This window comes from Variovorax humicola, assembly GCF_037889915.1.
GTDB classification, from domain to species: Bacteria; Pseudomonadota; Gammaproteobacteria; order Burkholderiales; family Burkholderiaceae_C; genus Variovorax; species Variovorax humicola.
On sequence record NZ_JBBKZV010000005.1, the window covers coordinates 320072 to 344645 of the forward strand.

Genomic DNA, 24574 nt, shown 5'->3' on the forward strand with positions numbered 1-24574 from the left:
GCCCGGCTTTCATGATGCAGCGAAGATAACCTGCCGACTGGGCACTGCACGCCACATGCCATGGAAATGAACCCGATGCGCCGGATGCTCGCAAGCTGGCGTCGCCTGGCGCGCGTGGCGATGGCGACGCGAGGTCTGCGGGTCATCTTTCTGGCCGGTCGCAACTACGTGCTGCACCAGAGCGCCAACCAGGCCGGCAGCCTGGCGTTCTCGTCATTGCTCGCAATGTTCCCCTTGTTGATTCTCCTGTCCGCGACGGCCGGCTATCTGGGGCACTCCCTGCGGCGTGGCCCAGTCAGCGTTCCACGCAGACGCTGAATTGAGCGATGCGCACTCCTTCCCGGGCGATCTCTGCATCGTCGCCGCAGCAGGGCTCGCCGATCGGGCGGCGCCAAGAAGGACCGCTGGGACGAGAAGGGCGAAAGGGTGTCCGTCCTCCGGCTCATCCCCACCGGTCGCTTGCGTTGCCGAAACGCCGCGGCCAGCACCGGCAGGATCTTCATCGCGCAACAATGGACCGTGGCGTGATCGACGCAGACACCGCGCTCGGCCATCATTCCTCAATATGTTCGGGGGTAGGCTGCATACCAGCGCACGCAGGTGCCCGAGACACGTCAGGCCCGAGAGCGAACAACTTGGTCAAGTGCGACGCGCAGCTCTTCGATTTGCGCAGGCTTCGCCATGTGCAGATCGAAGCCGGCGGCCAGTGCTCGGATGCGATCTGATTCCTGGCCATAGCCTGTGAGCGCGATCAGCAGCATCCCTCGGGTCTCCGGGCGAGCGCGTAGCGTCTGCGCCAACTCGTAGCCATTCATGCCCGGCAGGCCGATGTCAAGAATGGCCGCCTCGGGCACAAAGGTCTTTAGCAAGTCCAACGCCTGCGGACCGCTTCCCGCTGTCCTCACTTCGTGGCCGTCGAGCTGCAGCATAAGCGCGAGGACCTCCGCTGCGTCTGCGTTGTCATCCACGACCAGCAGCCGGCCTGGTGGGCGCACCGGCGCCGCAGCCGAATCCCGACCCGAGGCGGCGCCGTCGGTGAAGACTTCACCTGCCATTGCAGGCAGCCTGAGCGCAAAGACGCTTCCCAGCCCTGGCCCTTCACTTTCCGCGCGAATCTGCCCGCCATGCAACTCGACCAGGCTTCGCGCGATGGCCAGACCCAGCCCGAGGCCGCCGCTGTCACGCTGAAGGGCCTGCTCGCCCTGAACGAAACGATCGAAGATGCGGGGCAGCAGCGCCGCGGGTATTCCGATGCCCTCGTCGGCAACTGTCAAGGACACATCGGCTCCGGTGCGAGACCATTGGATGCGGATGGACTTGTCCTTGGCGGTGAACTTGGCGGCATTGTTCAGCAGGTTGCAAAGGACCTGCGTCAGCCGCGTTGAGTCCCCGCGCACAAGGATCGGACTGTCGGGCGCCACGACCAGTGGCAGACTGGAACGTGCCTCCAGCACGGGCATCGTGAGTTCCAGCGCCCTGGTGACGATGTCATGCACGTCGACCGATTCCGCATTGAGCTTGACCTTCCCGGAGGTGATGCGCGAGATGTCCAGGAGATCATCGACCATGCGTGCGAGGTGCTTCACCTGTCTACCGATGATCTGCCGCTCGCGCGGGAAGACGCTGTCATCCCTGCGCTTCATCAGTTCAAGCGCGGTGACCATCGGAGCCAGAGGATTGCGAAGCTCGTGTCCGAGCATCGCCAGGAACTCATCCTTCGTGCGGTTGGCCACTTCGGCGTGCTCCAAGGCAACTTTGCATTCACTGTAGAGGCGGCCGTTGTCCAGAGCGAGGGCCGCTCGCTGTGCCAACTCGCCGATTAGCGTCCCGTCTTCCGCCGTGAAGCGGCGTCCCGACTCGGCGTGCACCGCGGCCATCGCGCCGATGGTACGGCCCCGAGCGACCAATGGAACCACGCAGACAGCGCGCATCCCAACCGTGCGCGCGAAGGTGCGAAAAGTTGGATCGGAGATGTCCTGGTGTTCGGTCGAATCGAAGTTGCGCAAATAGGTCTGCCCCGACGCGATCACCGAAGCGAAGGAACCAGGTGTGCCGGCTGAGACCGTCCCTGTGCGCACAACCTGGGCAATGGCCTCCGTCCGGGCGGGATCAGCGTGCCTGGTCACCTTGCGTTGCAGGCGGCCCTCGCCATCGAGCAGGTCTATGCGACAGACATCAGCGATGTCCGGGACGATGACCGCTGCGATCGCCGCGAGGATCGAATCTTCCTCAAACGATCGCGACAGCAGCGCGCTGGCGCTGACAAGCCGTTGCAGGCGCTGTTGCGCCTCCTCCGCGAAGCCGCGAGCTGCCTGCTCGGCCACAAGCAGTCGTTCGCGTTCCGCTTCACCTGCAGAGCGTAGTTCCGCCGCCTCGACCAACGCGTCCGACGCCGCCTCTATCTCGACGAATCCGGCCCTGATCGGCGAGAAGGGGCCGCCTTTGCCGAACGTCGTGGCGTTGTCGCGAAGCTGGGCGACTGGCTGCACGATGCTGCGGGAGACCCGCCAGGCAGCCATGCCTCCGAGACACAACGACAGCAACAGGCCGCCGCCGAACGCAATCGCCGAGCGCCACATTGCGGTCTCAGCCACCGCCGTGGGAGCTCCAAGGGCCACGGTCCAGTCGGCCAGGGGGATCCGGACCAAGGCGGTATGCACCTTGTCGCCCTCCAGGGTGAAAGTGGTGCCGACGACTTCGCTTCGACCGGCCGCCTGCGACAGCAAGGCTTTCAGCGAGGCACTCGGAGCCGAGCCCAGGTTCTTTTCCTGATCTCGCGACCGTGCGATGCGGCGGTTGTTGGAGTCGAAAACCGAGGCGACCCACCCTTCAGGCACACGCTGTCGGTCCAACACTCGACTGATTGCGCCTGGGTCGACAATGGCGGTGAGAACGTACACGAGCTTGTCTTGGCGGAACACCGGGACGCGAACCGTAAAGCCCCAGTTGCCTCCAGGACCCTGCACGAAAGGGCCGACAGCAGGCGCACGGTTTCTCACTACATCAGCGACCGTGGTTGGCTCCATGACGCTCCACTTCGCTCCTCCGAACGGACTTTCGGTTCCGAAGACGACCTCGCCTGACGTCTTGGCGAGCACAATCCCACGCCAATCAGGTCGAGACCCGCGAAACGCCTTGGCCAGCACATAGGCGCTCGCGTTCTCACCCACGTCCGTTCCGCCAAACTGCTCTACCAACGCAAGAGCCTGCAGGGCCGAGACGGATTGCTTCAGCTCGGAATCGACCGAAGCGACCAACGCGCGTGCCAGCCTCAAGGTCGACTGCTCGGTTTGCTCTCGCTGCTGGCCCAAGAGCGTCAGCAGTGCAATGCCGAGGACCAAAGCCAAGGGAAGGACGGCGAGGGACGTTAGTAGGAGCAGTCGATGTTGCAGAGTGACCGGGCGCATCGGAGGCCTTGGAAATTCCTGATCAAATCAGCCGCCGGGTGTTCGTCGGGGCGACAACATCGCCCGATCCCTTCGTGAGTCTCATGCACGCATCTCCCGGAAAAGTGCCTGGCTAGCATGGCGACTTCGGCGCGGCGTCAAGTACGTCGGAATCTATCAGCAGGGTAGGAGATGGAGACACCTTGCAGATGGAGACGCGATGTCGGCCTACGCTCACGTGCCTGCGCGATGAGTGAAGCCTATGCTGCTCACGCGTCCCGCATCACCTATGCGCCAACGTGTAGAGGCCCACGTCCACGTGCCCCGCCCGAAAACCCGCTTCGCAATAGCACAGGTAGTACTCCCACAGCCGGCGGAATGCGTCGTCGAAGCCCAGCGCTTCGATCGCCGGCCAGGCCCGCAGAAAGCGGTGCCGCCATTCGACCAGCGTGATCGCATAGCTCTCGCCGAAGGTCTGCGTCGTCTTCATTGTCAATCCAGCCCGTTCGGCCTGCGCATTCATCGCCGAAGGCGATGGCAGCATGCCGCCCGGGAAGATGAAGCGCTGGATGAAGTCGGTGTGGCTGCGGTAGTGCTCGAAATGCGCATCGGCGATCGTGATCACCTGCAGCACGGCCAGTCCGTCGGGCTTCAGCCGCTGGCGCAGCGTGTCGAAGTAGGTGGGCCAGTAGCGTTCGCCCACCGCTTCGAGCATCTCGATCGACACGATGCGGTCGTACCGGCCTTCGACGTCGCGGTAGTCCTGCAGGCGCAGGTCGATCTGTGCTTCCAACTGCTTGCCGGCCACGCGGCGGCGGGCATGCGCGAGCTGCTCGGCCGACAAGGTCAGGCCCGTGACCTGCGCGCCTTGGGTTGCGGCCAGGGCGAGTGCCAGGGCGCCCCAACCGCAGCCGATCTCCAGCACTGACATGTCCGGTTTCAGCTCGACCAGCTCCACGATGCGTTGCAGCTTGAGCGCCTGCGCCTCCTCGAGCGACTCGCTCCCGGTGGCGTGGAGGGCGCTCGAATAAACCAGTTCGGGATCCAGCCACTGGGCGTAGAAGTCATTGCCCAAGTCGTAGTGAAAGGCGATGTTCTCGCGGCTTCCGCGCCGGGTGTTGCTGCGCGCCAGGTGCACGAGACGGCCGAACCAGCGTGCCGGCCACGAGGCGTCGAGCGCGTGACCCCACGCGGAATCGTTGCGGATGCCGAATTCGAGCAGGGCTGGCAGGTCGGGGCTCGACCAGTCGCCGTCGCGGTAGGAGGCGGCCAGACCGGTGTCGCCCTGCAGCAGCAGCCGCGCCAGCGGTCGCCAGCGATGCAGGACGATCGAGGCCTGCGGGCCGGCAGACGCGCCGCGTCCTTCGGCGCGCTCGCCATTCGGCAGCTCGACCGCAAGCGCACCGCACCGGACACCTCGCAGCATGCGCCGCAGCACCAGGCGAAACGGCACGCCTGCCCAGGACGCCCAGAGGACGGCCAGGCTCCGGCCGGCACGCCGCGCTTGCGCCAGCGGCTCCGGGGATGCGTCCGAGGTGGGGGAAGTGTTCATGGGTTCCTGCGCTTGATGATCGTCATCGCCTCGGACGGCGCAGGCGGCCGCGGATGCAGCCGCACACCCTTGATCCACAGGCGCAAGGCCTCCCAGTGAATCGCGGACACCACCTTCAGCGTGAGCAGCGGATGCGTGAGGAAGGCGATCGCCAGGGCCTTGTCGTCCAGCGCGCGGCGCCCGGCGTCCAGGCACGCGGTGAGCACCGGGCCTTCGGCATCGCTCGCGGTGATCGAGATGCGCAGTTCGCCCCGATCCGGGTGCGGCGCATCGATGCCGAAGCGGTAGCGCAGGTCCAGCGCGAGAAAGGGCGACACGTGGAAGCGCTTGGCGCAGGACTGGACGATGGTCTCGCGCTCGCCCAACGCGGGATCCACCTCGATCAGGTAGCTGTGCCGCTCTCCGAAGGTGTTGTTCACTTCATAGAGCAGCGCCTGCAGCGGGCCCTCAAGCCGGTGGCAGAAGTACACGCTCAGCGGATTGAAGACATGGCCGAGGATGCGCGGCATGCTCAGCAGGCGGATGGCGCCGCCTGTCTGGAGGCCCGCTTCGTGAAGCTGGGCGTCCACATGGGCGCGCAGGCCCCGCTCGGCGCCGGCGCCATGGTCGCGCTCATGGAGGCTGAAGAGGTTGAAGCGATTGAACGAGAACAGGCGCAGTCGCCGTGCCAGATCGGGCAGTTCGTCAAGGTCGACCAGAAGCGAGAACACCCGGTAGCGCAGCCGGTGGCGGGCCGGCCGCAGCCGCTGGTGCATCACGCTGCCGCTGTAGAGGGCCGAGTGGATGCTCATGAAGCCATCGCCACCGGCGCATGCAGGCGGATGCGGCCCGATTCGTTCGCCACGCGCCAGGGCCGCCGCACGCCACCGAGCGCCTCGGCCACCGCCAGTCCGGCTTGCAGGCCGTCTTCATGGAAGCCCGCGCCGAAGTAGGCGCCGCAGAACCAGAGGCGCCGCTGGCCCTGCAGCGACCACAGCTCCTGCTGGGCCCGGATCGCCGCGGCATCGAAGACCGGATGCTCGTAAACCTCGGTGCGGATGAGTTGATCGCCACGAGGCTCACGCGTCGGGTTGAGCGTCAGGAAGAGCGGCGCTGGGTCCGGCAGGCGCTGCAGCCGGTTCATCCAGTAGCTCACGCACAGGGCATGCGGGTTGCGGCGGTCCGCCATGTAGTTCCAGCTCGACCAGACCGCGCGGCGTTGCGGCATCAGCGTCGGGTCGCGGTGCAGTACGGCGTGGTTGCGGCTGTACGCGAAGGCGCCCAGCAGCCGTGTTTCATCGGCGCTGGGGTCCGGCAGCAGGCGCAGGGCCTGGTCGGCATGCGTGGCGATCACCACCTGGTCGAAGCGCTCGGGCGCCTCGCGCCGGCCGGTGCGCACGAGCACGCCATCTGCGAGCGCGCAGACCTCGACGGCAGCGCTGTCGAGCCGCAAAGGTTGGGCAAGACCGCGGGTCAGGCGCTCGACGTACTGGCGGCTGCCGCCCTTGACCGTGCGCCACGCCGGGCGGCCGGAGAGTTGCAGCAGCTGGTGGTTCTCGCAAAAGCGCACGAAAGCCTCGGTCGGATAGGCGCCGATCCGTGCGGCGGGCGTCGACCAGATGGCCGCCGCCATTGGATACAGATGGTCTTCCCGGAATGCACGGCCGTAGCCACACCGGTCGAGGTAGTCGTCCAGCGGCATCAGCCCCATGCGGCCGGCGTCGACGGGCGCCTGGCGATAGAAGCGGACCAGGTCGCGCAACATCGACCAGAAGCGCGGACGCAGCAGGTTGCGCGGCTGCGCGAAGAGGCCCCGCAGGTCGGTGCCGCTGTACTCCAGCGCACCCTGGTCCAGGCTGACCGCGAAGCTCATGTCGGAAGCCTCGGTCTCGACGCCGAGGTGGTCGAACAGCGCCGTGAGGTTCGGGTACGCGGCCTCGTTGTAGACGATGAACCCGGTATCGACGGCAAAGGCGCCGCTGGCGGCTGGCACGTCCACCGTGTGGCTGTGACCGCCGGGCCGGCCGTCGGCTTCGAAGACGGTGACGCGATGGCGCTGCGACAGCAGCCAGGCCGCCGACAGCCCGGAGATGCCGCTGCCGATCACCGCCACGTCGAGCACGTCGAGGTCATCATGGGATCGTGGCGGGAACTGATGGTTCTGCGAGGCGGTGGGGGTGATGGCCATGGTGCTCCTTGTACGCAACCAATGCGCGTTTGGATTTGTTTCTCGTTCGCTGTGATCTAATTTCCGCGGCGGTACGTAAGACCCGCATGACCACCGTGCGACAGCCCACCACATCGGCCTCGAAGCCCGCAGCGCCTCGAACCCCGTGGCTGTCGATCGTGACAACGCAGCAGCGGCGGGGAGCCATGCCGACCAGCGAGGAATTGAACGCTTGGGTACAAGCCGTGGCGCAGTCCGCCGATCGGCAGGCTTTTGCCGCCCTCTTCAAGCATTTCGCGCCGCGGGTGAAGGCTTACCTGATGGCATCTGGAACGCCCGAGGCCATAGCCGAGGACCTGACCCAGGAAGCCATGGTGATGGTCTGGCGCAAGGTCGCCATGTTCAATCCGGCGCGCGCCGGCCTCTCGACCTGGATTTTCGCCATTGCCCGCAACCTGCGCATGGACCATTTCAGGCGCCAGGGCAACCGCACCGTCGATGGCGCCGATGACGACATCGACGAAATCGTCGACCCCATGCCGGCGCTCGACGAACAGGTACTCGCGACCCAGCGCGAGACCCTCGTGCGCGTCGCGATGGCGCAGCTGTCGGCGGAGCAGGCGCAGATCCTGCGCCTTTCCTTCTTCGAGGAGCGGCCCCACGCGGGCATCGCGCGCGAGCTGGGCATTCCACTCGGCACGGTCAAGTCGCGCGTGCGCCTTGCCGTGCACCACCTGCGTCGAATGCTCGACGGGTTCGAACCATGACGATGATCCAACACCATCCCGCCGACGATCTCCTGCTCGCCATGGCGGCGGGCAGTCTGCCGGGCGGGCCCTCGCTGGTCGTGGCCACTCACGTCGAGGCGTGTGCGCAATGCCGCAGCCGCCTGCAACTGCTCGAAGCCGCTGGTGCGGTGGTGCTCGAAGACCTGGCGCCCGAGACGTTGTCACCGCAGGCGCTGACCCGGACGCTGGCGGCCATCGATGCGTTGCCGCCCGAAGCGACGCCGGCGCGCCCGGTGGCGCACCTGCCGGCGCCGCCTGAAGGCATGGTCTGGCCGCGCGCGCTGCAGGCCTGCACCGCGACGCGCTGGCGCTGGCTGGGTCCCGGCATGCGCTGGAGCCGGGTCGCGCTGCCTGCCGATCCGCAGGCCAAGCTGTTCCTGCTTCGCATCGGCGCCGGCATGAAGCTGGCACGGCACACGCACAGCGACACAGAACTCACCCAGGTGCTGCACGGTTCCTTTCACGACGGACGCGCCTTGTTCGAGGCCGGTGATTTCGACCAGACCGACGGCAGCATCCACCATCAACCGGTGGTTCAGGCGAGCGGCGAATGCATCTGCCTCGCCTCCATCGAAGGCCGGATGCTGTTCGACGGTGCGGTGGCGCGCACCCTGGGCGCGCTGATCGACATGTGAAGGCGGCGCTCTCAGCGCGCCGGTCCACCGAACGCCAGGGCCATGCGGCATGCCACTGCGGCCGAGACCGCGGTGACGAAAGTGCCCCAGCACAGATCGGCCAGTGTCACGCGCCACGGCCAGTCCTTGAGCGTGGCCTGGTTGGTCAGGTCGTAGGTCGCATAGGCCAGCAGCCCGAGCAGGGCGCCCATGCCGAGCGCGGATTGCCAGCGCCGCTCGGCCAGTGCAGGCGCGATCACGAAGACGACGACGCCCGCGACGTAGATCGCATAGAAGGCCAGGGCTGGCCCCAGGGCGAAGCGCTCGCGCATCAGGTGCCCGATCGCCGGGCGGTAGAGCCGCTCGGCCATGCTGCCGAGCCAGATGGCGTCCAGCGCCAGGAAGACCACGGACATGGCGGCATAGGCGACGGCGAACTGGCGAAAGGACATGGGGACTCCTGGGCGAATGGGGATCATGGGAGACGGTAGCTGAGCTTGCGCCCGCTCTCGAGCGTGGAGTCCAGGCCGATCCATTCGTCCGCGGTCGAATACCAGATGTCGATCGCGGCGGCGGGGCCGGTGATGCGCCAACGGACGGCCTGGGTTGCCGTGCCGCGCACGTCGATCACGGACTCCTCGATACGGGAGACCCGCACGTTCTCATGGAGCCCGGTCTGCGCGTTGAGGAGCCGCGTCTGCGACCGGATCGCGGGGTTCCAGTAGGCGAAGCTCATCACGCAGCCAGCCAACGGGCCGTCGCCTTCCGCGTCCAGTCGCACGCGGCTGCGCTTGCCGCCGTCGTCGGTGTCGGCTGCGAGGCGGACCAGGCAGTTGCCGCGCCACCGTTCCGTGGCGCTGTGGCGGTAACGGTAGGCCGTGATGCCGAGCAGCTTGACGGCAAAGCTCGCCTCGCTCGAAAGGCGCCGCTCGTCGCCCGCGCCGCTGAGCACGAAGCGGTGTTCGCCGATCGGCGAGCCATCCAGGAAGGCGCGAAAATTCCACTCATCGACGCCGGCCGTGGCCGGTTGCAGTACTGCGATACCCAGGCACAGGACGCCGGTCCACCGGCGCAGCGTCCGTCTCACGGGGCGCTCCTGCGCGGCGGGCCGGGGACGAAGGCGTTGGTGCGTGCGATGTAGTCGCGGTACGCGGGGCGGCGCTCGTGGATGTCCTTTTCGAGCAGTCCGACGCCCGAGACCTTGAGCAGCAGCAGCGACATCAGCACCGGTGACACCGCGCTCCACAGGCCGGCCCAACCCGCCCCCGCCAGGGCCATCAACCACAGGCCCCACCAGACGCAGGCCTCGCCGAAATAGTTGGGGTGCCGGGTAAAGCGCCAGAGTCCCCGGTCCATCACCCGGCCAGCGTTGGCGGGTTCGCGCTTGAAGCGCGACAACTGTGCGTCGCCGATCGCCTCGAAGACGATGCCGAAGCTCACCACCGCCATGCCGGCGCCGTCGAGCCAGTTCCACGCACGCCCGCCCGCCGCGCCGGCCAGCAGCGGGGCGGAGACGATCCATGCGAGCAGCGCCTGCAAGCCGAAGACCAGGTAGAGGCTCTTCAGGCCGAAGTTCGGCCCGTTGCGCGCGCGCATCTCGCGATAGCGCCGGTCTTCGCCGTGGCCACGGTTGCGCAGCGTGATGAAGATGCCCAGCCGCAGCGCCCATACCAGAACCAACGCGGCCATGCACAGGCCGCGCGAATATGCGGTGGGCCATCTCAGCACGTACAGCAGGCCGGCTCCGCCGATCAGTGCGGGCCACACCCGGTCTGCGAGGCTGGCATCCTGCCGTGCCAGGCTGGCAAGCCAGGTGAGCAGGCCGAGCGCTGCGCACCACGCAAGGCCTTCGAGCGCCAAGTGCGTCAGCATCAGCGAATCAGCCGGCATGACGTCCGCCTGAACCGCCGTCGAAGCCGCCGTAGCCGCCGTAGCCGCCGAAGCCGCCGAAGCCATCGAAGCCATCGAAGCGGATCGAAAGCCAGACCACCGCCGGCAGTGCAAAGGCCCAGCTCAGGGCCAGTGCGGCCAGCGCCGGCGCGCGATCGACAAACTGCGCGCCACCGAGCGCGACGCCCGACGCGAAGGACGCCGGCCCGGCCGCAGCACCCAGCGCCGCGGCCAGCCACCAGCGGCCCCGGAGCCAGCGCAGCGTCACGTTGAGGGCGATGGCGAGCAGCCCCCACAGTGCCACCATCCAGTAGGGTGCGAGATGCGGGTCCGGTTGGCCGGACGGATAGCGCACCAGGCCACGCGTGGCGTGGACAGATTCGATTGCAAATCCCAGCAGGCAGACGATGCCCACCAGCATCGCCTCCCTGGCCGGCTGCCTGGCGGCGACCAGGTGCCAGGCGATCGCTCCGAGCACACAGGCGGTGCCCCACAGGGGCATGCCATGCGCCGCGCCGAGCACCGCGGCAAACCACGCGGTCTGGAACACCACGAAGTTCGCCAGCCGAAGCGTGAGCGGCCGCATCGTCATGCCCGCTTCTCGAACAGGTAGTGGCTGACCCACCACTGCTGGCCGTCCTCGTAGCCGAACAGCTCCGCGACCGACAGGAAGAACACGCGCCAGCGCGCCCACCAGCGTTCGGCTTCCTGCCCGTAGACGGCGCAGAACAGCGGCCACAGCGTGGCGCGGTGCGCATCCATGTTGCGCAGCCAGGCCTCGGCCGTGCGCTGGTAATGCGTGCCGTCCCAGCGCCAGCGGCGCTGCAGCTTCAGGTGGTCCTGGCAGTGCAGCGCGAGGTCGTCGCTGGGCATCATTCCGCCCGAGAAGAAATGCCGGCTCATCCAGTCGCTGGCGTCGCGCTCGACAAAGGCGTACGGCACGGCGCGGTGCGCGAACACATGCATGAAGAACCTGCCGCCAGGGCGCAGCCAGCGCGCCACGCAGGCGAAGGCGCGCTGCCAGTTGCGCAGGTGCTCGAACATCTCGATCGAGACCACGCGATCGAAGCGCTGCGGCGTGTCGAAGCCGTTGATGTCGCAGGTGACCACGCGGACGTTGCGCAGGTCGCGGCGCACCAGTTCGGCCTCGATGTGTTCGCGCTGCGAGACCGAGTTCGACAGCGCCGTGATCGTGCTGCCTGGATAGCGTTCGGCCATCCACAGGGTCAGCGAGCCCCAGCCGCAGCCGAGCTCGAGCACCGCCTGGCCATCACCGAGACCGGCGCGCTCGCAGCTGAGTTCGAGGGCCGCCGCCTCGGCCTGCGCCAGCGTCGACACGTGTTCTGGCCAGTAGCAGCTGCTGTACTTGCGATGCGGGCCCAGTACGCCGCCGAAGAACGGAGCCGGCACTTCGTAGTGTTGCTCGTTTGCCTTTGCCGGCAGGGGCGCCAGTTCGGCGCAGCGCATCCGGTCGACGAAATCCTGGGTGGCGTCGGCGTTGCCGGCCGGGTCGCCACGCTGCAGCTCGACCAGCCGCTCGCGCAGAAGCCGGCGAATACCCTGCCTGACGACGAGATCGGGCACCAGGCCTCGTTCGACCCACTGGATCGCGAGCGCAGCGTTTGCTGGCATGAAGCATCCTTTCTGCCGGCACGGGAGTGCGCCGTCGTTGCTATACGTGATGGCGCCGCGCTTGGATCAGCAGCGCGGATGCAGAGCCGCAGCGTGTAGAGGCCCTGACGAGCCCCCTGGCGCTGCTGAGCCCGCCAATCGCTTCCCGTGATTTCTCCTGGTGTCGAGCTTGTTGTCGTAGGCGTAGATCACTGAACCGCGGGCCTCTGGACAGCAGACGCCTGCGATGGTCATAGAGCTGTCTGTCCTTTCGGGGAACGGCCGTCTGAATCTTGATGGAGTTCGTCGGGTTCTGTAACGGCGCGGAGCGCAATGAAGCCAGGCTTTCGCCTGCCGCTCAAAAAGCCAGCGAATAGAACTTCGATCCTGCGGGCGTGACCTGGCGTTCCGCGCACTCGAGTTGGCCCTTCTTGATCCTGTGCGTCAACGCGATGCCGGCAATGAGAATGCGCGCGCAGCGAAAGGACTTGAATCCGAGCATCGGTCGCACAATGCGCTTGATCGCGCGGTGGTCCTGCTCCACGATGTTGTTCAAGTATTTGCTCTGACGCAATTCGATGTCCGCGCCAGAGTCAGCACGTCGTAGCCGCACTTGTCGGCGGTGAGGCGGGCCTCGCCACCGTCGCGGATTCGAGGAGCACGTCGTAGACGGTGAGTTCGAGCCGACGCGGCGTCCCTGCCTTGGCTTCAAGGCGGCCAGACGCATGCGATCGAAGGGAGCTGGCTACTGGCGATGGAATTGCCTGACGAAGCGACGGCAGCGTCGGTGCCCGACTCAGGCGCGCTGCTGTACAGCGCCCTTCAATAGTTACGTCCCGGGCTACGAGAAGGCCGCCAATTCGCTGGCAACTATCTCGAGAAATGTCTGCCCGAGTTGGGAGGGCGGCCGGTTGACGTTGGTCACGCTGTAGATCGCGAACTGCGGCGCGTCCGGGATCTTGATCAGCGCAAGATTCTCCGAACGATGTGCCCGAGCAGACAAGTCGTCGACGAATGCAACGCCCGCTCCGGCGGCGGCCATGGCGCAGGCGGCATAGCCCGAGCGCACCTCCACTGCCACCTGCCGTGCGATGCCGAACTTCTCAAGCCAGGCATCGATGATCCGGCTCTGTGGTGCCTCAGGGCTGTAGATGATCAGGCGCTGCCTTAACGCCGTGGCCAGGTCGAACTTCCTCGCCACCAACGCGTGGCCCTTGGGCACGACGCACTGCAGCGTCCACCGCCCGATCTCCCGCACATCGAGAACCGGGTGGTCCAGTGGGGCGCTTGAAATCGCAACATCGGCCTCTTCGGCGACCAAGGTCTGCACGATCTCGCGGGTCGGCAAGGACTCGAAAAACACTTTCGAATGGACAAAGCGCTCCAGCAGCTTCGCTGTAGCACCGGGCACGAGCTGTAGTGCGGTATTGGCGCTCGACAACACCCGCAGCGTTGCATGGTCGCCAAAGCGCAGGTGAGTCGCCACGTTCTGCACGTGCTGAACACCGCGGTACACCTTGTCGACTTCCGTTTGCAAGGTGTGTGCCTCGGGCGTCGCGATAAGGCGTGCCGCTATTGGTATTGGACCCGGGTGGCGGGTGTTTCTAGCATCCATGCCATTCCTACCACCCTTGAAAGAGACAAGCCATGACCCCCTCCATCCGCCCCTTGTTGAAGGGCCTCCTCGTTGCCGGCGCCACATTGGCCCTGTGCACTGCCCACGCGCAGACCTATCCCGCCAAGCCCGTGTCCCTGGTCGTCGGCTTTGCGCCCGGCGGCTCGGCAGACAGCCTCGCGCGCCTGTTGGCACAGAAGCTCGGTAGCTCGCTCGGCCAGCCGGTCATCGTCGACAACAAACCCGGGGCGGGTGCCACCATCGCAACGGCCGCAGTCGCCGCTTCGAAGCCGGACGGCTACACGCTGCTGATGGTGACCAGCGGGCATGCGGGCAGCGCGGCGCTGTACCCCAAGCTGAGCTACGACACGCTGAAGAGCTTCGAACCCGTCGCCAAGGTCGGCGCGTCGCCCGTCGTGATCGTGGCGCCGGCCTCGGCGCCCTACAAGCAGTTGAAGGACGTGATCGATGCGGCCCGCAAGAGCCCCGGCAAGCTCAACTACGCGGCCGGCGGCGGCGGCGCAACCACCACGAGCCTGGCAGCCGAGTTCCTGAAGAACGAAGCCAAGATCGACATGGTCATGGTGCCGTACAAGGGTTCCGGCCCTGCACTGACGGCCCTCCTGTCTGGCGAGGTCGACCTGGGGTTCGACATTCCGTCGAGCGCATTGCCCCACATCAAGGCGGGCAAGCTGCGTCCGTTGGCGGTGACCACGAAAGCACGCTCGAGCGTACTGCCGGATGTGCCGACGGTCGCTGAGCAAGGTATGTCTGGATTCGAAGTGACCGGCTGGTTCGGCGTCCTGGCGCCGGCGGGCACACCGGCTGAAGTGGTCGCGCGCCTGAACAAGGAAATCAACGCGGTGCTGAGCGATCCGGAAACGAAGGCCAAGCTCCAGGGCATCGGCGTCGAGGCGACTCCGGGCAGCCCTGCCGACTTCGGCAAGCTGATCGCCAGCGAAACCCAGCGCTATGGCGACGCGATCCGCAAGCTCGGCATCAAGGCGGAGTGAGCCGCAACATGAACGCCACTGAACGAACTGCCGACGTCGTGATCATCGGCGGGGGGCTGGGCGGCGTGTCCGCCACGCTGGCAGCCGCGAGGCTGGGTGCAAGAGTCATCCTGGTGGAGGAACTCGATTGGCTCGGCGGCCAGTTGACTTCGCAAGGCGTCCCACCGGACGAATATCCCTGGATCGAATATCTGACGGCATCGCAAAGCTACGCCACGTTTCGCGAAACAATCCGCGACTACTACCGGCGACACCTGCCGCTGACGGACGCAGCGCGCGCGCGTGTGCGGCTCAACCCCGGGCAAGGCAACGTCGGTTCGCTGTGCCACGAACCGTGGGTCGCGGTGAAAGCGATCGACGAGTTGCTGGCGCCGCACGTTGCGGCCGGCCGCGTAACCGTGCTGGCCAAACATCGCATGCTGAAAGCCCAGACCGACGGAGACCGCATCCGCGCAGTGCATGTGCGAGACCTGGATGCCGGCACGGAGCTTGTGCTGATCGCCCCCATCTTTGTCGATGCCACGGAGATTGGTGACCTGCTGGAGCTGGCCGAGGTCGAGCATGTGTTCGGCGCGGAAGCGCAGTCGCAGACGAACGAATTGCACGCGCTGCCCGAAGCGGATCCTTTCGACCAGCAGGCCATCACCTGGTGCCTGGCCGCGGATTACCTGCCCGGTGAGGACCACACGATCGACAAGCCGCGTGACTACGATCGACTCAAGACACTGCAACTCGACTGCTGGCCAGGCCCGCAGTTGAGCTGGACACTGAGTGATTTCGTCACCCACCAGCCGCGCGAGCGTCCGCTGTTCGTCGGACCGACCGATACCGATTCGCTCTACGACCTGTGGCACGCGCGGCGCATTGCCTACCGGCAGAATTTCGAGCCAGGCAGCTACTCCAGCGACATCACGCTGGCCAACTGGCCGCAGATGGATTATTGGGAAAATCCGGTCGTGGGCGTGTCGCTCGACGCGCAGGCGCTCGCCCTGGACGAAGCGCGCCAATTCAGCCTGGCCTTCTTCTACTGGATGCAGACCGATGCGCCGCGCCACGATGGCGGTTACGGCTATCGCGGCCTGAGGCTGCGAGGCGACGTGCTGGGCACGACCGACGGATTGGCCAAGCAGGCCTACTACCGCGAAGGGCGCCGGATCCACGCCGAGTTCACAGTGCTGGAGCAGCATATCGGTGTGGCCGCGCGACCGGGCGGGTCTGGCGCCGAGCGCTTTACCGACAGCGTGGGCATTGGCGCCTATCGCATCGACCTGCACCCAAGCACACGGGGTCGCAACACGGTGGACATCGACTCCTTCCCTTTCCAGATTCCACTGGGCGCACTACTGCCGGTACGCGTCGAGAACTTGCTGCCAGCTTGCAAGAACCTGGGCACCACACGCATCACCAACGGCGCGTACCGCGAGCACGCAACGGAATGGAGCATCGGCGAAGCCGCCGGCACCCTGGCGGCGTTCGCCCTCGCGCGCAAGCAACCGCTGCGAGCAGTACGCGCCGACAAGGACTTGCTCGGGGACTTCCAGCGCACGCTGGAACTGCAAGGCGTTCTGCTGGCGTGGCCAAGCTTCGGTGCGTTGACGCCAGTTCAGCGCGTCGGCTACCAGCACGCCAGGCGCTAAAGTCTTGTTGATTCGCGCTGCGCGAGCGTGAAGAAGACCGCGCACGAGAATCGAGTGACCTTAGGCAAGCAATTGCGGAAGTTCCAGCACGCGATTCGAAATTCAGCTCAAGGGCCCGACCGAGTCGTCCATAGTCCGTACGCGAACGTCTGCCACCAGTCCTTGACCCGCTGTTCGCGAGACAGACAAACAAGCGGGATGACTGGATGACCTTTGGTCAAGCTAGATGGGTCGAGCGACGCGTTTTAGCGGTCGCTTCCATTTCAATGCAGTTGCGTTGCGCCCCTCTTGAGCTTTGACGTACCCCGCGGAGCTGGAATGGGCGCTGGCTCGCCGGCGATACGGCTTCGGTCGACCCAATCCCGGCCGAACACCTCAAATCCTCGCAAGGTCGAAAGGATTGCGCGCCGCGCGGCCAGCAGCCCGCAACTCAGTGAGCAGGCCGTCAGGCACCGGGATCCCTTCCCGACGTCGCAACGCCTCGCACGCGCCCTGTCGCTGGCCCGGATAGCGGGCGTCCTGTCCCGACGCCTGCAAATAGGTCCGCAGCCATGCATTGACACTTTCCTTGAAGGCATGCTCGCCGATCGCGAGTGCAGGATTGATCACGATGAGGAATGCGCTCACGTTGGATGCGGAGCCCTTGCTCGACCCCACTGGCAAGTCCTCCTGCGGCATCACGCCATTCAGGCTTCCTGCGAGGCACTCCACCAGCATGGCGAGGCCCATGCCCTTGTGGCCCGCTACAGGTTGCATCGCACCCCGCAGGGCCATGGCCGGGTCGCTGGTCGGCGCGCCGTCAGGACCGAGCGCCCAGTCACCCGGTATCGTGTCGCGGCCCTCGCGCACGGCTTGGACAACATAGCCGCGCGCCACGACACTGTGCGCCATGTCGAAGACCAAGGGTGCGCGGCCCTCCACGGGACATGCAAACGCGATGGGGTTGTTGCCGATCGCAGGCCCGATCGACCCGGGCATCGCCATGATGGGCGGTGTGCGTTGGCAAAGGATTGCCAGGAAGCCTTGTTCCGCAGCCGGAAGCACGAGTGTCCCCAGGGCACCGAGGTGCCCCGTCGATCGAACGCGGCACGCAACCAGTGCGCAGGAACGGGCCGCGAGCAACATTTGCTCAAGCGCGAAAGGGATCACCACCTGGCCGAGGCCTCCGTCCCCGTCGCAATGCATGATCCCGTCGCGCATTTCCGATTGAAGATGGGGCCGCGCATTGACTTCACCGGCCGCCACCTTCTCCAGGTAGAGCGGTAATCGGGAAAGGCCATGGGTATCGATGCCGCGGAGGCTGGTTCGAACGAGCACGCCGGCCGCAGTCAGCGCGGCGTCCTCGGCAATGCCTGCATTGGCGAAGACGGCAGCGGTCCATTCCAGGAGTTCCGCGTGGCTGAACCTGGTGGGCTGGGCGGGTACGGTCTTGTTCACGGAGGCTGCGCGCCCGAAATCGTTGTGCTATCTCGGCCCTATGCGTCTTTTACGGGCGCGCCGGCAGGACCGTACCGCGGCATTCGCCGAAGCCGATGCGGCGGAAGCCCTCGCGCTGGCAGTAGCCGCGCAGGATCACCGTGTCGCCGTCTTCGAGGAAGGTCCTCGTTTCTCCGTTGGCCAACCGGATCGGCTGCTTGCCGCCGGCGCTGAGTTCCAGCAGCGATCCGCCTTGTCCTGCTTCGGGACCAGACAACGTGCCTGAGCCGAACAAATCGCCCGCCCGAAGGTTGCAACCATTGACCGTGTGGTGCGCCACCATCTGCGCCACGGTCCAGTAGGCATCAGCGTAGTTGGAACGCATCAGGCGTTCGCCGGGCGAGCCGGCCTTCTGCATCGCCGGTGTCTGGAGCCAGACTTCCAGTTCGATGTCGACGGCCCCCATCTCGCGATTCGCTGGCGAGTCCAGGTAGGGAAGGGGCTGCGGGTCGCCCGCCGGACGGGTGAATGCCTTGCGGTAGGGCGCGAGCGCCTCCAGCGTCACCATCCAGGGCGACAGCGTGCTCGCGAAATTCTTCGACAGGAACGGGCCGAGCGGTTGGTACTCCCATCCCTGGATGTCGCGCGCACTCCAGTCGTTGAACAGCGCGATGCCGAACACGTGATCCTCGGCCGCGGCCATCGGGATGCGCTCGCCGAGGATGTTCGGACGCGAAATGAAGACGCCGATCTCCAGCTCGTAGTCCAACCGGCCGCAAGGACCGAAGGCGGGCACGTCTGAATCCGGCGCCTTCGTCTGGCCGACCGGTCGCGCGAAGCTGCTGCCGCTCACGCAGATCGACGATGCGCGACCGTGGTAGCCGATCGGCACCCACTTGTAGTTGGGCAACAAAGGGTTGTCGGGGCGGAACTGCTTGCCGACGGTGGTTGCGTGATGAATGCTCGTATAGAAATCGGTGTAGTCGCCAATCTCGCACGGCAGGCCCAATTGCACGTCCGATTGCGCAACCATCGCCGACCGGAACCTTTGCTCCTGCGAGCTGCCGCGTCGCAGTCCTTCCGAGATCGCCTGCCGGATCGCCTGGCGTGCATCGCGCGGCAGGCGCATCAGCTGGTTCATCTGCGAGTTCTGGACGATACCGGCGCGGCGAAGGTCCAGCACCTGGTCCCCGACGGCAACGGCGATGCTCCAGCCGTCGTCCTCCTCGCCGCGATAGCGGCCGAAGGGCAGGTTCTGGATCGGGAAGTCCGTGGCCGGATCGTTGGCAGATGCCAGCCAGCTGATCAAGTCGGCGTCGTGGGTGCCATCTACGGCGGTGGTCATGGTGGGTTTTCTTTCAGTCAGTAAGGTCATGGCTTTAAAGCGTCGAAGTGCTTGCGCAGCCCTTGCCAGCAGCGGTAGTAGTCGCCCTGGAGTTCTGCGGATTCGAGTGCGTGCCGTGTCGGGCGCAATACGCATCGCGTCTCGAACATGAAGGCCATCGTGTCCTTGATCACGTCCGGCTTCGACAGGTCCGCACCGCTTGCCTTCTCGAAGGTTTCGGCGTCCGGGCCGTGCCCGCTCATGCTGTTGTGCAGGCTGGCACCGCCGGGCGAAAAGCCCTCGGCCTTCGCGTCGTAGGCGCCGTGCACGAGGCCCATGAACTCGCTCGCGATGTTGCGATGGAACCAGGGCGGACGGAAGGTGTCCTGCATTGCCAGCACGCGCGGCGGAAAGATCACGAAGTCGATGCTGCTGACGCCGGGCGTGTCCGACGCGCTGTGCAGCACGAGGAATATCGAGGGATCCGGATGGTCGTAGCTGATCGAGCCGATGGCGTTGAAGCGGCGCAGGTCGTACTTGTACGGTGCGTAGCTGCCGTGCCAGGCGACGACGTCGATCGGCGAATGGTCCATGCGAGCCGACCACAGATGCCCCATGAACTTGGCGACGAGCACGTGCGATCCGTCGACATCTTCGTATGCCGCTGTCGGCGTCATGAAGTCGCGGGGGTTGGCAAGGCCGTTGGAGCCAATGGGCCCGAGGTCGGGCAGCCTGAAGTTGGCGCCGTAGTTCTCGCAGATGTAGCCCCGAGCGATGTCGTCCAGCAGTTCGACGCGAAAGCGCACGCCTCGCGGTATCACGACGATCTCCTGTGGTTCCACGTCGATGACGCCGAATTCGGTGACGAATCGCTGCCGGCCTTGCTGCGGCACGATCAGCATTTCGCCGTCGGCGTTGTAGAAGGCGCGATCCTTCATCGACCGGTTGGCGACGTATAAATGCGCGGCCGCGCCGGACTGGGCGTGCGGGTCGCCATGGCCGGCCATCGTCACGATGCCTTGAATGAAATCGGTCGGCTCCAAAGGCACTGGCAACGGGTTCCAGCGCAGTTGATTGGGCGGCGTCTCGATCGCGCCGAAATCACTGACGATGCGCCCGTCATCGACGCGCTCGAAAGGCGCGTGCATCGCCGAAGGACGGATGCGATAGAGCCACGAGCGGCGGTTGTCCGCTCGCAGGGCGGTGAACGCCGTGCCGCTCAATTGTTCCGCATAGAGCCCATAGGGACAACGCTGCGGCGAATTGCGCCCGACCGGCAGCGCGCCTTCCAACGCTTCCGTCGCGAACTCGTTGCCGAAGCCTGACTGGTATCGATTCATGATCAGTGCGAGATTTCTTCGAGCGTGAGCCCGTTGGTCTTGGGGCCGAACATGCCGATCGACACGACGACCGCCAGCATGCAACCCGTGATGCCCGCGAACACGCCAACCACGCCGAAGTCACGCAGCAGGAACGCGATCAGGAAGCCCGACAACATGGCGCCGACGCGGCTGGCCGAATACACGAGCCCGTTGGCGCGGCAGCGGACGCCGGTCGGGAAGAGCTCAGCCTGGTAGGCGTGATAGCTCGCAGAAATGACCTGGCCGGCCAGGCTGATCAGCACGCCGAACACGATCAACAACAGCGGATCCTTCATCTGTCCGAACAGGATGCCGAAGACGATCACCGCGAGGGCGGGCACCACGATCAACCACTTGCGCTGGACCTTGTCCGCGATCGTCATGGCGAAGAGCGGTCCGATCGGAAGCGCGAAGGCGATGACGAAGGAGTAGAGCAGGCTCTTGGTCACCGTGATGCCCTGGCCGATCAGCAGCGTGGGCACCCAGTTCGCGAAGCCGTAGTAGCCGATGGCCTGGAAGAAGTTGAAGACGATCAGCATGATCATGCGCGAGCGATAGGGCGGATTCCAGAGTTCGCTGAACGCAGCGGTTGCCGGCCTTGCGTGAACCTTCGGTGGCAGCGGTGCGGGCAATGGCTTACCGTATTGCGCGGCGACCTTGCCCTCGATCCGCTTGACGATCGCGTCGGCCTCTTGAGCGCGCCCCTTCTGGGCCAGCCAGCGTGGGCTCTCCGGCACGGCGCGGCGGATGAACCACACGACGATCGCACCGGCACATCCCAAAAGCACCACCCAGCGCCAGCCGTCGATGCCGAAGAGCGTGATGGGCACCAGCCAGTACGAAAGAATGGCTGCGACTGGCGCCGCCGCAAACATCACGGCCTGATTGAAGGCCATTGCGCGGCCACGCATGTGTTGAGGCACCAGCTCGGTGATGTAGGAGTCGATCGTGATGATCTCCACGCCCACACCGATGCCAGTGATGAACCGCCAGAACACGATGCCCTCGCCGGTCTGCTGCAAGGCCATGATGGCCGATCCGACGCAGTACCACAGCAACGAATAGGTGAACACCGCGCGGCGTCCAAACCGGTCCGGCAAAAAGCCGAGGAAGAAGGTACCAACGAACAGCCCCGCGAAGGTGGCTGCAATGAAGCCCGCGATGCCCTCGAAGCCGAAGAAGGTCTGGGTCGTCGTGGCCAGCATGCCGCTCTTGGCCATGCCGGGCGCGATGTAACCGGTGAAGATCAGGTCGTAGATCTCGAAGAAGCCACCGAGCGAGATCAGGAATACCAGCAGCCACAGGTGCCTGGTCGTGGGCAGGCGGTCCATGCGGGCCGTGATGGCCGCGGCGGAGGTGGGATCCAAGGCGGGAGGTGCGATGGTTGCCGAGCCGTATGGACTTGCTGCGATTGTCGGGGGCATTTCTTGTCTCCTGTACTGAAAACGGTTCGTGGAAATCAGCTACCCAGCGGGCGCGCCTGTTCCCTGCGGCAACCTGACGCACTGTCATTTCTGAATCAAAGGTGCCTGCTTCCCGCAGGCAGCGATCTCAGGCGGTCTGCAGCACGCCGCGGCGCACCTGGTCGCGCTCGATCGACTGGAACAGCGCCTTGAAGTTGCCTTCGCCAAAGCCGTCGCTGTAGTCGCCCTTGCGCTGGATGAACTCGAAGAACACCGGGCCGCCGAAAACGGTCTCCGAGAAGATCTGCAACAGAAGGCGAGGCTGCCCGCCCTCGGTGGTGCCGTCCAGCAGAATGCCGCGCGCCTGCAGCTCGGGAATGGACTCGCCATGGCCCGGCAGGCGCGTTTCGAGCATCTCGTAGTAGATGTCGTTGGGTGCGGTCAACAAGGGAATGCCGGCCAGGCCCAGCTGGTCGATGGTGTCGATGAGGTTGTCGCTCAACAGCGCGATGTGCTGGATGCCCTCGCCGTTGAACTTCATCAGGAACTCCTCGATCTGGCCGGAGCCCTTCGACGACTCTTCGTTCAGCGGGATGCGGATCTTGCCGTCGGGCGCGGTCAGTGCCTTCGAGGTCAGGCCGGTGTATTCGCCCTGGATGTCGAAGTAGCGGATCTCGCGGAAGTTGAATAGCTTTTCGTAGAAGTTGGCCCAGAAGGTCATGCGGCCGCGATAGACGTTGTGGGTCAGGTGGTCGATCACCTTCAGGCCAACGCCCGGCGGGTGGCGGTCCACGCCTTCGATGAATTCGAAGTCGATGTCATAGATCGACTTGCCGTCCTCGAAGCGGTCGATGAGGTACAGCGGCGCACCGCCGATGCCCTTGATGGCCGGCAGGCGCAGCTCCATCGGGCCGGTGGCGATCTCGATCGGCTGGGCGCCGAGTTCCAGTGCGCGCGCGTAGGCCTTGTGCGAGTCCTTCACGCGAAACGCCAGCCCGCAGGCCGAGGGGCCATGCTCCGCGGCGAAGTACGCGGCCGGGCTGTGCGGCTCGCGGTTGACGATGAAGTTGATGTCGCCCTGACGGTAGAGCACCACGTCCTTGGAGCGGTGTTTGGCCACGAGCGTGAAGCCGAGCTTCTCGAAGAAGGGTTCCAGCGTGTTGGCCACGGGCGCCGCGAATTCCACGAATTCAAAGCCTTGCAGGCCCATCGGGTTGTCAAACAAATCAGTCATGGGGGTCTCCAGTCAGCTATGCAAATCAATTCAATCGATGCGCTGAAGCCCTGCCGCATAGGTCGCGGCGCGCTCTGCGTAGTTGGCGGCGCTTGTCATCAGGCGGGCCACGTCTTCGTCGGTCAGTTGCCGCGCCACTTTGGCGGGTGCGCCAAGGATCAGGGAGCGGTCGGGGAAGACCTTTCGTTCGGTCACGATGGCGCCGGCGCCGACAAGGCAGTTCTTGCCGATGACTGCGCCGTTGAGGACCACAGCCTGGATGCCGATCAACGATCCCTCGCCGATCGTGCAGCCGTGCAGCATTGCCTGGTGTCCGATGGTGACATTGGCTTCGATGCGCAGCGGGAAGCCCGGGTCGGCATGCAACACGGCGCCTTCCTGCACGTTGCTGGCATCGCCGATGTCGATCGGTTCGTTGTCGCCGCGTGCCACCGCGCCGAACCAGACGCTGGCCCGTTCGCCGAGCCTGACCTGGCCAATCAACGTAGCTTCAGGCGCCACGAAGGCCGAGGCCGGGACTTGTGGCGTGTGTCCGCCGATTCGATAGAGCGTCATGGTCGAGATCCTTCGCTTCTACGGGCACGTTATTCGACGGTGACGTTGGCCTTCTTGACCAGGCGCGCATAGCGGTCCTGCTCGGTCTTGAAGAACTGCTGCGAAGCCTCAGACGTCATGGGATTGATGATGTTCTCCTGCTTGGCCATCGCCTCCTTGGTCTCTGGCGTCGCGAAGGCAGCGACGACAGCAGCATGCAGGCGCTTGACCTCGGCGGGCGGCAACTTGGCCGGCCCGACGACGGCGAACCAGCCGGCGATGTCCACATCCTTGAAGCCCTGTTCGACCATCGTCGGCACGTCGGGCAGCGACGCTACGCGCGATTTGCCCATGACGCCGATGGCGCGCAGGGCACCGCTCTTGATCTGGCCCTGCACGGCAGGCAGCGCGACCACGCCCATCTCGACCTGGCCACCCAGGATGTCGGCCACCATCGGCCCGACGCCCTTGTAGGGAACATGGCGAACCTCGACGCCGGCCGCATCCATGAACATCGCGCCTGCCAGGTGAAGGATGGTGCCGTTGCCGGACGACGCATAGTTGTACGTATCGGGCTTGGCGGCCTTGATAAGGGCCTGCAGTTCCTTCGCGTTCTTCGCCTGTACCTTCGGGTTGACCACGAGGACAAAAGGCGTCGCACCCACCACCGAAATCACGGTGAAGTCGTTGACCGCGTCGAAGGGCATCTTCTTGAACACGCTCGGATTCACCACGTGGTTGTTGGAGACCACGCCGATCGTCTGTCCATCGGCTGGTGCACGCGCAATGACCGTGGCACCAGTGATCCCGCCTGCGCCCGGCAGGTTCTCGATCACGACGGGCTGTCCATCCAGAGCCTTCGTCAGCGACGGCGCGGTGGCCCGCATGATGGTGTCCACGCCCGATCCTGCACCAACGGGCAGGACCACACGAAGCGGCTTGTCCGCCGCTTGCGACGATGAGGCGAGCCAGCAGAAGGCGACCGATGCGAGGAGGGCGGTGAGGCCGCGGCGTTGAATAAGGACGTTCATCTTTGTTGTCTCCGATTTC

At 65.6% G+C, this 24574-nt stretch carries 22 protein-coding genes and 2 pseudogenes; 5 read left to right on the forward strand and 19 right to left on the reverse strand.

The genetic code is table 11. From position 1 onward, the window contains the following. The first annotated feature begins 60 nt into the window (after window positions 1-60). Window positions 61-318, forward strand: coding sequence for a hypothetical protein (locus tag WKW80_RS12020; RefSeq protein ID WP_340363781.1), 258 nt, complete (start codon window positions 61-63; stop codon window positions 316-318). Between the two features lie 110 nt (window positions 319-428). On the opposite strand, the pseudogene WKW80_RS12025 reads toward WKW80_RS12020, so the two are convergent. From WKW80_RS12025 to WKW80_RS12045, 5 genes and pseudogenes are all read right to left on the reverse strand, one after another. Then, a pseudogene (locus tag WKW80_RS12025) lies at window positions 429-599 on the reverse strand (IS6 family transposase); the annotation flags it as partial. A 15-nt stretch (window positions 600-614) separates the two neighbouring features. Further along, entirely contained in the window at window positions 615-3347 is a 2733-nt protein-coding gene (locus WKW80_RS12030) for a hybrid sensor histidine kinase/response regulator (RefSeq protein ID WP_340363782.1), read from the reverse strand. Window positions 3348-3669: 322 nt separating this feature from the next. Continuing rightward, on the reverse strand, window positions 3670-4938 hold the full coding sequence (locus tag WKW80_RS12035; RefSeq protein ID WP_340363783.1) for a class I SAM-dependent methyltransferase: 1269 nt from the start codon (window positions 4936-4938) through the stop codon (window positions 3670-3672). Then, entirely contained in the window at window positions 4935-5729 is a 795-nt protein-coding gene (locus WKW80_RS12040) for a DUF1365 domain-containing protein (RefSeq protein WP_340363784.1), read from the reverse strand. The genes WKW80_RS12035 and WKW80_RS12040 overlap by 4 nt, the downstream gene beginning before the upstream one ends. Beyond that, window positions 5726-7105: an NAD(P)/FAD-dependent oxidoreductase gene (locus WKW80_RS12045; protein WP_340363785.1), complete on the reverse strand. Its 1380-nt coding sequence runs from the start codon at window positions 7103-7105 to the stop codon at window positions 5726-5728. The genes WKW80_RS12040 and WKW80_RS12045 overlap by 4 nt, the downstream gene beginning before the upstream one ends. Window positions 7106-7113: 8 nt before the next feature. Between WKW80_RS12045 and WKW80_RS12050 the strand changes: the two genes are divergently transcribed. Further along, window positions 7114-7851, forward strand: coding sequence for a sigma-70 family RNA polymerase sigma factor (locus tag WKW80_RS12050; protein ID WP_340363786.1), 738 nt, complete (start codon window positions 7114-7116; stop codon window positions 7849-7851). Next, window positions 7848-8507: a ChrR family anti-sigma-E factor gene (locus WKW80_RS12055; RefSeq protein WP_340363787.1), complete on the forward strand. Its 660-nt coding sequence runs from the start codon at window positions 7848-7850 to the stop codon at window positions 8505-8507. The genes WKW80_RS12050 and WKW80_RS12055 overlap by 4 nt, the downstream gene beginning before the upstream one ends. Before the next feature lie 11 nt (window positions 8508-8518). Here the strand turns inward: WKW80_RS12055 and WKW80_RS12060 are convergent, their stop codons facing one another. The 7 genes and pseudogenes from WKW80_RS12060 to WKW80_RS12090 all read right to left on the reverse strand — a co-directional run bounded on the left by WKW80_RS12060 (window position 8519) and on the right by WKW80_RS12090 (window position 13524). Further along, entirely contained in the window at window positions 8519-8938 is a 420-nt protein-coding gene (locus tag WKW80_RS12060) for a DUF2177 family protein (RefSeq protein ID WP_340363788.1), read from the reverse strand. Window positions 8939-8961: 23 nt separating this feature from the next. Next, window positions 8962-9573 carry a DUF6134 family protein gene (locus tag WKW80_RS12065; RefSeq protein WP_340363789.1) on the reverse strand — a complete coding sequence of 204 codons (612 nt, stop codon included), beginning with the start codon at window positions 9571-9573 and terminating at the stop codon, window positions 8962-8964. Then, window positions 9570-10376, reverse strand: a complete 807-nt coding sequence (locus WKW80_RS12070; protein WP_340363790.1) for a DUF1295 domain-containing protein — start codon at window positions 10374-10376, stop codon at window positions 9570-9572. The genes WKW80_RS12065 and WKW80_RS12070 overlap by 4 nt, the downstream gene beginning before the upstream one ends. Then, the gene (locus tag WKW80_RS12075) at window positions 10366-10968 is read right to left on the reverse strand and encodes a DUF2878 domain-containing protein (protein ID WP_340363791.1); all 603 of its coding nucleotides are present in this window, start codon (window positions 10966-10968) and stop codon (window positions 10366-10368) included. The genes WKW80_RS12070 and WKW80_RS12075 overlap by 11 nt, the downstream gene beginning before the upstream one ends. Next, window positions 10965-12008 carry an SAM-dependent methyltransferase gene (locus tag WKW80_RS12080; RefSeq protein WP_340363792.1) on the reverse strand — a complete coding sequence of 348 codons (1044 nt, stop codon included), beginning with the start codon at window positions 12006-12008 and terminating at the stop codon, window positions 10965-10967. Before WKW80_RS12080 ends, WKW80_RS12075 begins: the two co-directional genes overlap by 4 nt. Before the next feature lie 337 nt (window positions 12009-12345). Continuing rightward, window positions 12346-12585, reverse strand: a pseudogene (locus WKW80_RS12085) (DDE-type integrase/transposase/recombinase); the annotation flags it as partial. Between the two features lie 243 nt (window positions 12586-12828). Next, window positions 12829-13524 (reverse strand): LysR substrate-binding domain-containing protein, encoded by a 696-nt coding sequence (locus tag WKW80_RS12090; protein WP_340363793.1) that lies wholly within the window; start codon window positions 13522-13524, stop codon window positions 12829-12831. A gap of 110 nt (window positions 13525-13634) precedes the next feature. Between WKW80_RS12090 and WKW80_RS12095 the strand changes: the two genes are divergently transcribed. Both WKW80_RS12095 and WKW80_RS12100 read left to right on the forward strand, forming a co-directional pair. Further along, window positions 13635-14615 carry a Bug family tripartite tricarboxylate transporter substrate binding protein gene (locus tag WKW80_RS12095; protein WP_340363794.1) on the forward strand — a complete coding sequence of 327 codons (981 nt, stop codon included), beginning with the start codon at window positions 13635-13637 and terminating at the stop codon, window positions 14613-14615. Window positions 14616-14623: 8 nt separating this feature from the next. Continuing rightward, complete coding sequence (locus WKW80_RS12100; RefSeq protein WP_340363795.1) at window positions 14624-16252, forward strand: FAD-dependent oxidoreductase; 1629 nt, start codon at window positions 14624-14626, stop codon at window positions 16250-16252. A gap of 375 nt (window positions 16253-16627) precedes the next feature. Here the strand turns inward: WKW80_RS12100 and WKW80_RS12105 are convergent, their stop codons facing one another. From WKW80_RS12105 to WKW80_RS12135, 7 genes are all read right to left on the reverse strand, one after another. Continuing rightward, the gene (locus WKW80_RS12105) at window positions 16628-17689 is read right to left on the reverse strand and encodes an Ldh family oxidoreductase (RefSeq protein WP_340363796.1); all 1062 of its coding nucleotides are present in this window, start codon (window positions 17687-17689) and stop codon (window positions 16628-16630) included. A 49-nt stretch (window positions 17690-17738) separates the two neighbouring features. Next, on the reverse strand, window positions 17739-19013 hold the full coding sequence (gene fahA, locus WKW80_RS12110) for a fumarylacetoacetase (RefSeq protein WP_340363797.1): 1275 nt from the start codon (window positions 19011-19013) through the stop codon (window positions 17739-17741). A gap of 26 nt (window positions 19014-19039) precedes the next feature. Then, window positions 19040-20332 carry a homogentisate 1,2-dioxygenase gene (gene hmgA / locus WKW80_RS12115; protein WP_340363798.1) on the reverse strand — a complete coding sequence of 431 codons (1293 nt, stop codon included), beginning with the start codon at window positions 20330-20332 and terminating at the stop codon, window positions 19040-19042. A 2-nt stretch (window positions 20333-20334) separates the two neighbouring features. Then, window positions 20335-21777: an MFS transporter gene (locus tag WKW80_RS12120; protein WP_340363799.1), complete on the reverse strand. Its 1443-nt coding sequence runs from the start codon at window positions 21775-21777 to the stop codon at window positions 20335-20337. 127 nt (window positions 21778-21904) lie between these two features. Next, a complete protein-coding gene (hppD, locus tag WKW80_RS12125) occupies window positions 21905-22990 on the reverse strand; it encodes a 4-hydroxyphenylpyruvate dioxygenase (protein WP_340363800.1) in 1086 nt (361 codons plus the stop codon). Window positions 22991-23020: 30 nt separating this feature from the next. Next, a complete protein-coding gene (locus tag WKW80_RS12130) occupies window positions 23021-23545 on the reverse strand; it encodes a gamma carbonic anhydrase family protein (protein ID WP_340363801.1) in 525 nt (174 codons plus the stop codon). 29 nt (window positions 23546-23574) lie between these two features. After that, a complete protein-coding gene (locus WKW80_RS12135) occupies window positions 23575-24555 on the reverse strand; it encodes a Bug family tripartite tricarboxylate transporter substrate binding protein (protein WP_340363802.1) in 981 nt (326 codons plus the stop codon). Window positions 24556-24574 lie beyond the last annotated feature (19 nt).